Here is a 12,594-nt window from a genome sequence, read left to right as displayed (position 1 = left end):
AACAGAATTAATAAAAAGAGTATTTATACTCCTTTTATTCACATTCTAATGACCGCACATGAGTTAATTTGTTAAACCACAAATTAGATTGCGCTCAGCTTTTTCTGATTCCCGCGCCTCTTTTTCCATATTATCAAAAAGCTCAATGGCTAAGGTTGGCCGATGAATATAAAAGCCTTGAATAAAGTCAATGCCTAGCGTTTCTAAAGTTCTTAACTCTTCAATTGTTTCAACACGCTCTGCAACCACTTTAGTTTGGCTCATTTCTGCCAACTCAACTAATGAGTGCACCATTTTTTTCTTAAAATCAGAACTGTTAATATTTTCAACAAGCGAACCATCAAGCTTGATCGTATCAAAACAGCCTTCAGATAAAATTGAATACGATGAATAACCTGAACCAAAATCATCTAAGGCAACTATTATCTGGTGGTGTTGTAGTCGCTCTACTATTTTTCGAAACTTCTCATCTGCACGATAAAAAACAAGCTCAGTCACTTCAACACATAAACGGGAACGGATATAAGGGGGTAGATGACATAAACGATCGATAACACTCATATCGAAAATGGTTTTAACTGAGAAGTTTAATGACAATTGAATAGTTGAATAATGCTCAAGTAAGCCAATTGCGTAAGTAAGCATACGAGAATCGAGCTCCTTCTCAAGCCCATGAGAGGCTACAACATCGAGCAATTCACCAGCAGAAACGATTTTTTCACGCCCCTCTTCGTCTTCCATTTTTAAACGACACAGTACCTCATAGCTCGAAGCAACACCCTTTAAAGAATGAATTTTTTGAGCAAAGCAAAGCAACCTATCCGAGTTAAGTAATTCAACTGCTTCTACTCTAAGATTCGGTAAGCTATAGAGCATGACCCCATCTTGTTGCTGCCAGTCTTGGTAAGATTCATTGTTGGACTTTGCTTTACGGCAACAGTATTCAGCTTTGTAAATACAGTCTTCGACAGATTCATTAGGACCACTGCGATAACGGCCAAAACTAAAGCTGAGAGCGTTTTCTGTTTCTTGGGTGAGGTTCTGTTCCAACAAATATTCTAGCAACTCCTTGGAAACCGACGTTTGGCAAATTAATACAAATTCATCTCCACCGACTCTATACGCCTTCCCTATGCCTTGTGCGGCTATTTTTTTGAAGCGCATAGCTAAGTTTATTATCATTCGATCACCCACATGGTGACCTTGACTATCGTTGAGAAACTTCAACTGATTTGCATCAATGTAATAATAACAACGAGAACTCTCAATGACCTTTTTATATTCTATGGATTTTCGATTATACAACCCTGTCATGAAATCTTTATCAGAGTTAGACAACAATTTCTTATAATCGCCCAGATTAATAACTCTTAATTCCCCAAGATCATAAACACACGCTAATACAAAAGAAGCGTGAGATAAGTAGAATAACGCCTGTATTAAATAGTAATACTCAGGCATGAATGAAATAGTCATTGATGATTCAAGAACCACCACAGACATAATAAAACAGGAAAGATAGCTAATTATTATTTGAACTTTATTATTAACTTCTTTTGATATCAAACAAAATGCTATAACAACGGCTGCTAGGATAGTACTAATTAAAAATCCGACAATAACGTCAAAGTTTATATAAACTGAAAAGAACTGTAGAAACACAAATGAAGAACAAATCAGTAAGTGCTTAGTATTTATTCTATCGCAACTTGAAAAAACAAGCATTAAATACACGCAAACTAAAGATAATGAATAAGAAACGAACCAGTAGTCGCTTCTAAAAAAATTTATAACGTAGGTTCCTTTATCATCATACCCATCCCATAAAAACCCAAACTTGTAAATATAAAACATAGAGAACAGCACTATATAACAAGTTATAAATAGTGTTTTAGCTCGTTTTATCGGCCAAACATAATAAACATAAACTAACGATATGGCACTCGCCAATATAAATAGGGCTAGAATTACCCCATCTTTCATGACAAGTGATTGCTTTAATTGATGCTCTTTCGAAAATAACGCACTGGCATTTACAGTCTTACCTCTAGGAAATTTCACTAAAACATAACTGTATTCAAAATTTTTGTTCAGCCGTAGCGAGCGATAATACTCAAACAGAAAATTGCCAACAACTTTGCCGTCTTGATCAACAAAAAACAGCTCTCCTGTCCGGGATGAAAGAGATTTCCAAACTAAATGTTCATATGATTGGTTGTCTGAAGGTAGTACAAGTTTAAGCCAACACGACTGATTAGGTTCAGGAATACAAGTAACAATTGAGCTCCACCCTTCTTCCTTATATAGGATGGCATCAACCGAAGAGTCACTCACTACCATACCATATTCGAAATCACTGATTTGCTTAAAATCTAACTCATTAGCATGGCTAGTGAACGTTATCAGCACTGAAAAAAGCAACATAACTAGCACTGTAAATGGCACTCTAAAATCCTTATTAAATCAAATATCGCGCGGCAAAGAGCCCCATAAGTCATATACTTGCGAGTTTACCATGTTAATTATTTGTAATTTGTAAGGGAATGTAATAACGTCAACACATTACTATTGTGCAAATGAATCAACATGAATCTCAGGTTGGTTAATTGCACGTTGATACAACACTTTACATTGCTAAAATCATAAAGCGTCTCTCGTATTCACATTCATACTCCATTCATTTTTATTGTATTAAACTGTCATTACTTGCTTCTTTTACTAAGGCCACTGCATGCAAAAACCAAGCGCTATACTCATCTGTATCGCTGTAGCTATAGGCTCGACATCAAGCTTTGCACAAGATGATCACCATAACGGTCATGATCTTGTACAAGATGTTCATAAAGCGGGAACCCGTATCGAATTTGAAGAAGATCAAGACGAAGTCTATGAAGCGGTGCAAGAGGGCTACATTCGCCCTTTCTCAGAAATGTATGCTGCGGTTGAAAACGACCTTCATGGCCGAATCATTAAAGTAGAACTAGAAGAAGACGATGATATTTGGGTGTATGAGCTAAAAATAAATTACCAAAACAATATCATTAAAGTGGAATACAACGCTGAAACGTTAGAAATGCTGATGATTAAAGGTCGTAACTTTAAAGAAGCAATCAAAAACTCCCACGAATAATCAATAACAATAAAAAGAGTGATACATGAAAATTTTAGTCGTTGAAGACGAACCTCGTTTAGGTCAACAAATTATTGAAACACTTGAGGGAGCAGACTGGGTTCCCGAGCTTTCTCAAGATGGCATCGACGCACTCTACCGTGCTACATCAGAGGAGTGGGATGCCATCGTTCTCGATTTAGGCTTACCAAAGCTAGATGGTTTAACCGTGTTGAAAGGCATTCGAGACGAAAACATCAATACGCCAGCGATTATCCTAAGTGCGCGTGACACGCTAACTCAGCGTGTAGAAGGCTTGAATGCAGGTGCTGATGACTACCTAACTAAGCCATTTGAAATGGTCGAGTTGATTGCTCGAATTCGTGCTCAACTACGCCGAGCGTCAGGTAGTCCTGCTCCTATACTTCAAATCGGTGATTTAAGCCTAGACACACGTAGCTCTAAAGTGTTGTGGCAAGGCCGAGCAGTTAGCCTCACAGCGCTTGAATATAAAGTGGTCGCTTATTTCATGCATAACCAAAACAAAGTTATCTCGCGCACTGAGTTGGTTGAACACATCTACAAACAAGATTTCGACCGCGACTCAAACACGGTTGAAGTTTTCATCGGTCGTATTCGTAAGAAAATCGCACCTAAGATCATCAAAACCGTTCGTGGCCTTGGCTACCAACTGAATGCTGAATAATGCTGTGTTTAATTAAGCTAAGAGCAATCTCCAATCAGTGGACAGCCTGTGCTGATAGTTATTGTTCTGATAGCAAGACGAGTAAAGTCAGGCTGGTAACGTATGAATCTAAAAAAACGAACACTTAAAAACGTCAGTCTAAAAAGCCGCTTGCTCCTTGCCGCGGCTTTTTGGCTAGGTGCGATGATCTTAGCGGCAGGTGTCGGAATTCCGAAACTGGTTAATGACTACCTCGTCGATGACATGAAGCAGCAGCTTGCTTTAACCATGGATGAGTTAACCGCCAATATCGAAACCAACGAAAGTGGTAACTTAATCATGGCTGAGCGCCTATCTGACCCTAGGTTTAACCAACCCTACAGTGGTATCTATTGGCGAGCTGCTACCCAAGACCAGATTATTCGCTCTCGATCTCTATGGGACAAAGACCTCACCATCAAGCGTTCGCCGATTCATACTTCAATCAAAGGGCCTGATAAAGAAAAGCTGATTTATATCGAGCAGGATATCTATCTGCCTGAACTGAATCACCCTGTCACGATCACCATTGGTATCGATGAAGACCCTCTAGAATCCACACTGACCGAGCTTACTGGTCAAGTCTGGTTGATTTTGATGTTGCTGTTTGTGGGCGTTCTGATGTTGATTGGTATTCAAGTCAGTTGGTCGCTATTGCCACTGAGTAAGATGCAACGTGAACTGGTGATGTTAAGAAACGGCGAGCAACAAGGGTTAAGTGTTAACTACCCAAAAGAAGTTTCTCCATTAGTGTCTGATCTCAATGCCCTGCTCTTCCATTATCAAGAGTTATTGGAGCGAGCTCGTAACCATGCGGGTAACTTATCTCACGCGTTGAAAACGCCGCTGTCGGTTTTGAAAAATGAGATTGAGCGACTTCCAGACGATGACAAAACCTTGTTACAACACCCCATTCATCAGATTCAGACCCAAATAGACTATCACCTTGGCCGTGCGCGCATGGCAGGTGCAATGAACATTCTTTCGGTGAAGTCTTCACCTTGTGAGCGTGTCGAAGCTATCTCAATGGCATTTGATAAAGTCTACGCCGCCAACGACGTCACCATGATTAACGAGCTAGACTCTGAGATTGAAGTCGCGGTCGAAAAGACCGACCTTGATGAAATGGTCGGCAACCTACTCGAGAACAGTTACAAATGGGCGAGCAGCATTATCCGTGTCCATTCGAATGAACTCGACGATGGCAACATAGAATTGGTGATTGAAGATGATGGCCAAGGCATTCCTGAAGAGAAGTTTGAGCAAGTGACCAAACGTGGTGTTCGACTTGATGAAACCACACCGGGAACAGGATTGGGGCTTAACATCGTGAATGAAATGGCACACAGTTACCGAGGCAGCCTAACGCTCAGCAAGAGCTCTATGGGCGGATTGAAAGCCTCTTTGGTGCTCAAAATAAGCAAGGTTACATAAGCTAAACGAGCTAAATAGACTAAGTAAACTAAATAGATACGATAAGCCCTAGCACAACGCTAGGGCTTAACTTGATTCTGGTTTAACAAAGCTTTTCCCACTTCAATACGATTAGCTCATCGAGTGAAGCCCTATCATGTTGCCTTCCGTGTCACTCACTACACTGATAAACCATGCTCGCCAATATCCATTTTGGGTACTTGTAGCTCGCCACCATTGGCCGCAGCCAAACTTGCTTCTGTGGCACAATCCTCTTACATAATCACAGTCTTCACACAGTACGATCTCTTCATCGAAACCGCCGATCTCATCATGCACTCGTTTAGTCGAGAAAATACAGGCGCCAATCGCTGTAGGGAAGAAGAACTGCGTTGTAAACAAGCCAGCATTAAGGAGCCCGTAACCAAACTTGTGTACAAGCGGCAAGCCTTTCGAACTCATGTACACACCCGCGACTTCAAGCTTGTTCTCCTCTAGTTCATAAAGCGCTTTCGCAAGGAAGTTTCGGGGTAAACTCACATCGGCATCCAAGAAAAGGATTCGGTTGTACTGCGCTAATGAAGCACCTGCGTTTCGGCCAAGGCTCACACCACGATTTTCCATATGATGAACCGTTAACTTTGGCAACGCGCTTTCATAAGCTTGTGCCACCCCTCTTGTGTTGTCTCACTGTTCGAGTCAACAACAATCACCTCAAATTCTTGATGGGTTTACACACTCAACTCTTCCATTAAGCGGCTGATGCGTTTCTCTTCGTTTAGCGTAATAACGACAATGCTTACCGGTTCCATATTTTAACCTATTCAATCTGCTGTTTAATTAACACTAAGATTAACCAACCGAGCATTAACAAGGCCTTAGGCAAACATTCATTTTCCGTTCATTAACTTGATGATTTAGCTGCGCTATAAATAGATAAGATTGGCAATGTAAAAGACGATAAAATGAGGTAAATAAGCGCTAGTGAACGTTTTATCTCCAAATGAGTCATTTATCGAAGGAAATTCACTTTGAGATGGGCTTCTGACTTGCTCAGATTTGAATGTGATGTTAGTATCCGCGCTCGCTTAAGCATGAACTCGTTTATGCCTAAGCTTTACCACATACTCAAGGTCGCATTGAGGTGTGAAGTTAATTTTTACTAATTTGAGAGTAAAACTATGAAATTTGAAGCAGTAGTACGTACTGAACTAGGTAAAGGTGCGAGCCGCCGCCTACGTCACGCTGGTAAATTCCCAGCTGTAATCTACGGTGGCGAAGCAGCAGCTGTAGCTATCGAACTTGTTCACGCTGACGTGATCAACCAAATGGATAAGCCTGAATTCTACGAAACAATCACTCTAGTGATTGACGGCGCAGAAGTTAAGGTTAAGCCGCAAGACGTTCAACGTCACGCGTTCAAGCCTAAAGTTGAGCACATGGACTTCATCCGTATCTAATTCCCTACCAAGGAATAAGATTGGATTAATCCAGCCTTCTGCATAGAAAAGATAATCGATCTTACCAGTCGAGAAATCTCGAAATTCGAAACCCCGATGCTACCAACATCGGGGTTTCACCGTTTTTGAGCCCTCAAAAACGCCTCAAATCTCGCGCAATAGACTGAAAATAATCAATTTTCCTCTTCCCCACTTTATCCCAGTCTTGCTGGGGTGGACGAAAGGTGGACTTATACAATTGTTTTTCTAATGCAAAGACTAGACCGCTTTTTCGCTAGGCTTCGCACACTCACTTTTCAAAACATAACACTCAGCCTCCCTGCCCAAAAATCATGGATTCGATTCCGAATTAGCGAATAAAGAAGAGTAATATTAAGATGGTTGTAGCAGTTTGCCTTGGAAGGTTATCGTACATTTACAAGGTCAGCGGCCTGAATACCCGACTTTCCTTAGGCTTTTCTTTCTAGAGCGTTCGTAATGTCTTTTTTTGAGTTCCTCTGAAAGGCGTTCGAATTGTTTTGGTACAACCAAACCTTCCTCGCACATTTGCATGAGCTGGATAAATGCTCGGCTTCGAGAATGGTCATCAAAAATAAGCTTCATTTGCTTTTGAGATTCTTTGGAGTATTCGCACATAAAGTGAAACCTTTCCGCTACAGATTCTGATTCATCAGTAATCGCTTTGATGGCTTCATCTAGCTGACGAGTACAAAACAGTTGCGCAGCTTCACTCTTTATATCGCAAAAATTTTCCAATCAGACTCTTTGATATTCATACAGACCTCCACCAAGTGTTACTTCTTAGGGTAGGACGTTACGGCGTTTAAAGGACGTGACCGACACGATTACCCAATAGTAAACCAGAGCGCTATTAACACGAAATCCAATCTTGAGCAGAAAGGAAGGGCCAGTATTAGGCTGCTTTAAACGCCTGTAGGGATATTTCCAAAGTCTAGTTTGATATTAATTCCACTAATTTAGATTTCGCTTGATGCTAAGAAATACAGGCATAAAATTTGGCTAGAGGTACATATAAGAATCCGCCTTAAATGCTTGTCATGGCGCAACTTGCAACATCTGTGGCGATTTACTACAATATAAATACAAACTAAATTAGGAGACATATTATGGCTACTGCAAGTGTACGTATTGACCAAGATCTTTTTGATAAGGCAGCGATAATGGCTAAAGCACTAAACCGCACTACACCAAAACAAATTGAGCACTGGGCTAAAATCGGGAAAATGATGGAAGACAACCCTGATCTACCTTATGAGTTCGTAAAGCAAGCAGTCATAGCAAAAGCTGAGAAGGAAGCCGGTAAATTAGAGGCTTACTCTTTTGACTAAGATTACCAACATTCTTCAGACACCTAATTTTAAGAAGGCGGTCAAGAAATTACACAAGAACCAAAAAACGGATCTAGATAATGCTATTCGAGCCCTTATAGAAGATCCGCATCTTGGTGAGCAGAAGAAAGGTGACCTGTTTTTCTTGAGAGTGCATAAATTCAAGATGGTTAAGCAATTAACATTGCTCGGTTATAGCTATGAAGATGGTACTGTAACTCTCGAACTAATGGCTCTCGGCTCACACGAAAACTTTTCTCGAGATATGAAGAAAATATATTGATTCCATGTGATCGAAAATATCCTTTCCCGCCTGACCCATACTTGTTTGCTGAACGAAGCCGCTACGCGGCAGAGTAAAACAGCTACCATCCATACTCTTGTAACGCTATAACTCTCCTTATGAACAACACCTTACTAACCTTAAACTGCAAGGTAAACGACCTGCAACTATTGATGCCTATTCTCGTGCGGTTCATCGAAAGGCATTTGATAATAAGGAGAATGGCATCAACCAAAATAGAGGAGCTGTAACGACGAAAGAAACGAAAAATAGCTAACTGGTTGATAAGATTGCCATCGCAACCTTATCTTGGCCTCGCTTGCCTTGAGAAAAACCTCAAAGCGATGTGCCCTTAAAGTTCAATCGTACAATTTACTTAATAAAGTGGCTTCGGGCTTGTTCAACACTTGGGATTTAGTGTTGGCTGCGCAACACCTTAATCCTTATTTGTTATGCCTGTCCTAAAACGCGCTCAATAAAAGCTGACTTTTTTCGACGATACTCTTCGTGAGCCCAACCTGTACAAGACATTTTGAGTTCATTGTATTGTTGAACTAACTCAGGGCTTCTACGGAGCTTGTCCCTAAACTTTACAAAGAAGTCAAATTCTGAGCCATTCGCTACAACTTGAAAAGCGACATCTTCACCTGAGCTGTTTTCTAACATGCAAAGCTCTGGAGTTCTTAACGTATTGGATTTTTCGTTGAAGCCTAAAGTAGAAAGTAACTTCACTGCTTTTTCTAGCTCGTTACCGTTAACACCAACAAGTATGTCTAGGTCTCCCTTAGATACAGTATTAGGGATAGAAGATGCCCCAATATGCTCAATTGTTGCGCCTGGAAGTAAAGCGGCTATCTGAAGTTCATACTTACGATAGAGATTTGCACAAGAGACCTGATAGTCATCTGCTTTGTAAAATTGCATATTTTCTCCCAAAAGGTATAACGAATGACATGGATTCCCCCTACCGAGGATCTGCCACACTGATGTGGTACTTAATTGCACCGAAGGCACCATGTCTGATTATTCTTATTTCTGCGGTATCGACCTAGCTAAAAACCACTTTAGCCTTCATGCCGTAGACCAAAATGGTAAAGTCTTACTTCATAAGTCAGTAACCCGCTCTAAACTGCTGATCCCATACTCGCTTGTTAGTTGCCCTTGCTCTACTCCAGTGCTAACATTTGACACACGTCAATTTAGGAGTTACTCATGGATACTAGAATTCAATTTCGCGTTGATGACGAAGTTAAACGTTTAGCTCAGCAAATGGCAGAGAGCCAAGGACGCACACTCAGCGACGCTTGCCGTGAGCTTACGGAGCAAATGGCTGAACAACAACGAAAAACATTATCTCATGACACTTGGTTAGCTGAACAAGTTAACCTAGCATTTGAGAAGTTTGACTCAGGAAAAGCTTCATTTGTTGATCATGACTCAGCAAAAACAAGAATGGCAGACCGAAAAGCTAAGATTCGCAGCCGAGAACAACAATGATTTTATGGGAAGAAGAATCACTTAATGATCGTGAGAAGATCTTTGAGTTTCTTTATGATTTCAGCCCTGACGTGGCAGAAAAAACTGACGAAATTATCGAAGCCAAAGTAGAAAATTTACTTGAGCAACCACGAATGGGAGTTCAACGTGTTGGTATTCGAGGACGATTACTAATTGTTCCTGAAATCTCTATGGTCGTTTCGTACTGGGTTGATTGCCCAGCAGTGCGTGTCATGCGAGTTCTACACCAGAAGCAGAAATTCCCTACCGACTGATTATAATCAGTGGGCGAACTAACGAATGACACGCCCCCATTCAGAGGATTTACCACAGTTATGTGGTACTTAATTGCACCGAAGGTGCAAGGTCTGATTATTCTATTAAAAACAGCTAACTGGTTGATAAGATTGCTATCGCAACCTTATCTTGGCCTCGCTCGCCTTGAGAAAAGCCTCAAAGCGATGCGCCCTTCAAACTAAATTACACAATTTACTTAATAAAGTGGCTTCGGGCTTGTTCAACACTCGGGATTTAGTGTTGGCTGCGCAACACCTTAATCCTTATTAGTTATGTGCGTAACTCGCTCAGGAACGCCTTTGCTTTTTTAGGGCTTGTTATTCTTACAAATTTGATATGACTATACTTTGGATCGTTAAGTAGTTCTGTGTAACGAGACCGATTTTTACTGTACGTTTTCAGCGTCCAAAGAATGATAGAGTCTTTGCTAAGAAAAGACTTTCTGAACGACTCAACATTACCTGTTTTATCCCATAATTCCTGCTTGGTCACTGTACGAACTAAAGCCCTTTTCACAGCTTGAAACAACGTTCTTACAAAGGAGTAATCAACCCAAACAATGGTATCTACTCTGTTCCATTTTATTTCAGCAGTTCGGTTGTAGTTACCATCAAGAACCCAATGCTCGGCGCCTAACCTATCAGCTAAATTAGCGAAAAACTCTTCATCTGAAGATTCTTGCCAATTGGGCTTCCAGAATATGGCATCCATTTCTACATAAGGGTACTTTAGCTCACTCGCAAGCCGGCGACTGAAAGTACTTTTTCCACTACCACTAGTGCCTATTACATTGATTCTTTTCATCGCCTGACCTGATTTTTTGCCTTAGCACATAACCCCAAATTCAGGTGTGAACAACGCTAACACCTTACCTAAAGCATTGTGCCATAAACGCTAAACTGACTTGAAGTAAGGACACCAAGCGTTGTGAATCACTCTTAAATTGTTTGTTGAACGAAGTCGCTGCGCGGCAGAGTAAAGCGAGTGCAAGCCATACTCTTGTAACACCATCACACTGATGGTCGTTCACAGGAGTAATCCCATGAAACCCGATGACTTAAAACGCTACAACACCCTTTATGAACAACACCTTACCAGCCTAAAGCTGCAAGGTAAACGACCTGCGACCATTGATGCCTATTCTCGTGCGGTTCGTCGAAAGGCATTTGATAATAAGGAGAATGGCATTGACGAAAACAGAGGAGATGTGACGACGAAAGAAACGAAAAAAAGCTAACTGGTTGATAAGATTGCTATCACAACCTCATCTTGGCCTCGCTCGCCTTGAGAAAAGCCTCAAAACGGTGCGCCCTTCAAGTTCAATCGTACAATTTACTTAATAAAGTGGCTTCGGGCTTGTTCAACACTCGGGATTTAGTGTTGGCTGCGCAACACCTTAATCCTTATTAGTTAGTTAAATTTAAGCAGGCTACTCTACAAACTTGCAAATATTTATTGAGTAGTCTTTTCTGTCTATTGAAGTGACATACGTTTTATCTAGAAGCCCTTTACTTTTGATAATTCCGATCAAATCTCTCTTCTTATTAGGATCCATTTTTTCACCAATAATAACTCTGGAGATACACGATTTGTCATATGTGTTTTTTTGTTCTGCACATATTAGCCTCAACTCTTCTTCGTAGCTCCAGTCAAGATGTTTGGAAAACAACATTCTATCGGCATATAGTGGTTTACCGCTATCAATTGTCTCTTTAATATAGTTATCAAAGTTGAGAGCTGTGTAGTTCATAAGCGTATACCCACCAAAAGATGAACTTGCTTTACTAGCAATCGAGGCCAAAAGAGGATCTAGGTAAAACTCGATAACAAAACCTCTCAAACCATTAGTATAGTGTGACCACATTAACCTATTCTCAAGCGGTTGTGTATTTGCATCATGAGCTAAACTATGAAACTTGTTATTTTGTTTCTTGTTTATAATATCAAGTACAATAACATTGAGTGCGCTAGCCACTTCATCGAATTTTTCGACGACCAATTTTTCTAGTTGCTTATCGCTAAAGTCACTAATCGAATAACTTTTAGCAGGAGATTCTGGATCTCCAAATGTGATTCCAGAGTTACTAAGAAGGAATGACTTTAGTTGCTGATGAGAAAGCTTAGTAAAGTTAAAATCGCCTTCCTTGACTACTAATTCAAATGGATCATTAAAACGATCGAGTTCACTAAACCAAAGGTAGTCTTGACTGAAACCCTCAATATTGTATTTAGCATCGCTTAAAAACCTATAAACCTTATCTATTTTTTCTATATCTTTTTTTAACTTTTCTTCCATTGTGTCCTATTGACCTTTTTAACGCTTAAGTATTTATCCGTTGTCGTAGCACAATGGATAAATACCTGTTGGACTTGGCCGCTTCTATCTATGGAATTTGCTTTTTAGGACTGACTTGCGCTCCACTCTTATCATTAAGACCGGTACCCGTCAGTGGTTCATTTTC

General features: G+C 40.5%; 12 protein-coding genes and 6 pseudogenes. 11 read left to right on the top strand and 7 right to left on the bottom strand.

The genetic code is table 11. The annotated features are described in order from the left end of the window. Window positions 1-63: 63 nt before the first annotated feature. On the bottom strand, window positions 64-2,445 hold the full coding sequence (locus AB4407_RS09995) for a GGDEF domain-containing protein (protein WP_372120443.1): 2,382 nt from the start codon (window positions 2,443-2,445) through the stop codon (window positions 64-66). 286 nt (window positions 2,446-2,731) lie between these two features. On the opposite strand from AB4407_RS09995, the gene AB4407_RS09990 reads away from it, so the two are divergent. The 3 genes from AB4407_RS09990 to AB4407_RS09980 all read left to right on the top strand — a co-directional run bounded on the left by AB4407_RS09990 (window position 2,732) and on the right by AB4407_RS09980 (window position 5,267). Further along, entirely contained in the window at window positions 2,732-3,130 is a 399-nt protein-coding gene (locus AB4407_RS09990; RefSeq protein ID WP_371694658.1) for a PepSY domain-containing protein, read from the top strand. A gap of 25 nt (window positions 3,131-3,155) precedes the next feature. Further along, window positions 3,156-3,815, top strand: a complete 660-nt coding sequence (locus AB4407_RS09985) for a response regulator transcription factor (protein WP_372120442.1) — start codon at window positions 3,156-3,158, stop codon at window positions 3,813-3,815. A gap of 102 nt (window positions 3,816-3,917) precedes the next feature. Next, entirely contained in the window at window positions 3,918-5,267 is a 1,350-nt protein-coding gene (locus tag AB4407_RS09980; RefSeq protein WP_372120441.1) for an ATP-binding protein, read from the top strand. Between the two features lie 111 nt (window positions 5,268-5,378). On the opposite strand, the pseudogene AB4407_RS09975 reads toward AB4407_RS09980, so the two are convergent. Further along, window positions 5,379-5,521, bottom strand: a pseudogene (locus AB4407_RS09975) (VOC family protein); the annotation flags it as partial. Next, window positions 5,520-5,959 (bottom strand): annotated as a pseudogene (locus AB4407_RS09970) (glycosyltransferase family 2 protein); the annotation flags it as partial. The pseudogenes AB4407_RS09970 and AB4407_RS09975, both read right to left, overlap by 2 nt. Before the next feature lie 468 nt (window positions 5,960-6,427). Between AB4407_RS09970 and rplY the strand changes: the two are divergent. Then, the gene (rplY, locus tag AB4407_RS09965) at window positions 6,428-6,706 is read left to right on the top strand and encodes a 50S ribosomal protein L25 (protein WP_009847093.1); all 279 of its coding nucleotides are present in this window, start codon (window positions 6,428-6,430) and stop codon (window positions 6,704-6,706) included. A gap of 449 nt (window positions 6,707-7,155) precedes the next feature. Here rplY and AB4407_RS09960 read toward each other — a convergent pair. After that, window positions 7,156-7,482, bottom strand: a pseudogene (locus AB4407_RS09960) (hypothetical protein). Window positions 7,483-7,833: 351 nt separating this feature from the next. On the opposite strand from AB4407_RS09960, the gene AB4407_RS09955 reads away from it, so the two are divergent. From AB4407_RS09955 to AB4407_RS09945, 3 genes and pseudogenes are all read left to right on the top strand, one after another. Next, window positions 7,834-8,055: a TA system antitoxin ParD family protein gene (locus tag AB4407_RS09955; RefSeq protein ID WP_009847096.1), complete on the top strand. Its 222-nt coding sequence runs from the start codon at window positions 7,834-7,836 to the stop codon at window positions 8,053-8,055. After that, window positions 8,048-8,338: a type II toxin-antitoxin system RelE/ParE family toxin gene (locus AB4407_RS09950; protein WP_372120440.1), complete on the top strand. Its 291-nt coding sequence runs from the start codon at window positions 8,048-8,050 to the stop codon at window positions 8,336-8,338. The genes AB4407_RS09955 and AB4407_RS09950 overlap by 8 nt, the downstream gene beginning before the upstream one ends. Window positions 8,339-8,441: 103 nt before the next feature. Further along, window positions 8,442-8,537, top strand: a pseudogene (locus AB4407_RS09945) (integrase); the annotation flags it as partial. Window positions 8,538-8,788: 251 nt separating this feature from the next. Here the strand turns inward: AB4407_RS09945 and AB4407_RS09940 are convergent. After that, window positions 8,789-9,262: a GrpB family protein gene (locus tag AB4407_RS09940; RefSeq protein ID WP_372120439.1), complete on the bottom strand. Its 474-nt coding sequence runs from the start codon at window positions 9,260-9,262 to the stop codon at window positions 8,789-8,791. A 91-nt stretch (window positions 9,263-9,353) separates the two neighbouring features. Between AB4407_RS09940 and AB4407_RS09935 the strand changes: the two are divergent. The 3 genes and pseudogenes from AB4407_RS09935 to AB4407_RS09925 form a co-directional block, all read left to right on the top strand. Next, window positions 9,354-9,473, top strand: a pseudogene (locus tag AB4407_RS09935) (IS110 family transposase); the annotation flags it as partial. Between the two features lie 77 nt (window positions 9,474-9,550). After that, window positions 9,551-9,835 carry a damage-inducible protein J gene (locus AB4407_RS09930; protein ID WP_372120438.1) on the top strand — a complete coding sequence of 95 codons (285 nt, stop codon included), beginning with the start codon at window positions 9,551-9,553 and terminating at the stop codon, window positions 9,833-9,835. Then, window positions 9,832-10,110 (top strand): type II toxin-antitoxin system RelE/ParE family toxin, encoded by a 279-nt coding sequence (locus AB4407_RS09925; protein ID WP_372120437.1) that lies wholly within the window; start codon window positions 9,832-9,834, stop codon window positions 10,108-10,110. The genes AB4407_RS09930 and AB4407_RS09925 overlap by 4 nt, the downstream gene beginning before the upstream one ends. A gap of 292 nt (window positions 10,111-10,402) precedes the next feature. Here AB4407_RS09925 and AB4407_RS09920 read toward each other — a convergent pair whose 3' ends face one another. Then, window positions 10,403-10,936: a shikimate kinase gene (locus tag AB4407_RS09920; protein ID WP_372120436.1), complete on the bottom strand. Its 534-nt coding sequence runs from the start codon at window positions 10,934-10,936 to the stop codon at window positions 10,403-10,405. Between the two features lie 238 nt (window positions 10,937-11,174). On the opposite strand from AB4407_RS09920, the pseudogene AB4407_RS09915 reads away from it, so the two are divergent. Next, window positions 11,175-11,291: pseudogene (locus AB4407_RS09915) on the top strand (integrase); the annotation flags it as partial. Window positions 11,292-11,561: 270 nt separating this feature from the next. Here the strand turns inward: AB4407_RS09915 and AB4407_RS09910 are convergent. Continuing rightward, window positions 11,562-12,428 (bottom strand): DUF2971 domain-containing protein, encoded by an 867-nt coding sequence (locus tag AB4407_RS09910; RefSeq protein WP_372120435.1) that lies wholly within the window; start codon window positions 12,426-12,428, stop codon window positions 11,562-11,564. Window positions 12,429-12,594 lie beyond the last annotated feature (166 nt).

Origin of the sequence: Vibrio sp. 10N.261.46.E11 (assembly GCF_041472735.1) — a bacterium.
Classification (GTDB): Bacteria; Pseudomonadota; Gammaproteobacteria; order Enterobacterales; family Vibrionaceae; genus Vibrio.
Note: the sequence above shows the minus strand (reverse complement) of the source record. Positions and strands in the feature narration are given on the sequence as shown.

Excerpts from the sequence above, each read along its gene's own strand:
- AB4407_RS09910 (WP_372120435.1), bottom strand. The coding sequence starts at position 12,428 with ATGGAAGAAAAGTTAAAAAAAGATATAGAAAAAATAGATAAGGTTTAT.
- AB4407_RS09980 (WP_372120441.1), top strand. The coding sequence starts at position 3,918 with ATGAATCTAAAAAAACGAACACTTAAAAACGTCAGTCTAAAAAGCCGC.
- AB4407_RS09955 (WP_009847096.1), top strand. The coding sequence starts at position 7,834 with ATGGCTACTGCAAGTGTACGTATTGACCAAGATCTTTTTGATAAGGCA.
- rplY (WP_009847093.1), top strand. The coding sequence starts at position 6,428 with ATGAAATTTGAAGCAGTAGTACGTACTGAACTAGGTAAAGGTGCGAGC.
- AB4407_RS09940 (WP_372120439.1), bottom strand. The coding sequence starts at position 9,262 with ATGCAATTTTACAAAGCAGATGACTATCAGGTCTCTTGTGCAAATCTC.
- AB4407_RS09990 (WP_371694658.1), top strand. The coding sequence starts at position 2,732 with ATGCAAAAACCAAGCGCTATACTCATCTGTATCGCTGTAGCTATAGGC.
- AB4407_RS09925 (WP_372120437.1), top strand. The coding sequence starts at position 9,832 with ATGATTTTATGGGAAGAAGAATCACTTAATGATCGTGAGAAGATCTTT.
- AB4407_RS09920 (WP_372120436.1), bottom strand. The coding sequence starts at position 10,936 with ATGAAAAGAATCAATGTAATAGGCACTAGTGGTAGTGGAAAAAGTACT.
- AB4407_RS09930 (WP_372120438.1), top strand. The coding sequence starts at position 9,551 with ATGGATACTAGAATTCAATTTCGCGTTGATGACGAAGTTAAACGTTTA.
- AB4407_RS09985 (WP_372120442.1), top strand. The coding sequence starts at position 3,156 with ATGAAAATTTTAGTCGTTGAAGACGAACCTCGTTTAGGTCAACAAATT.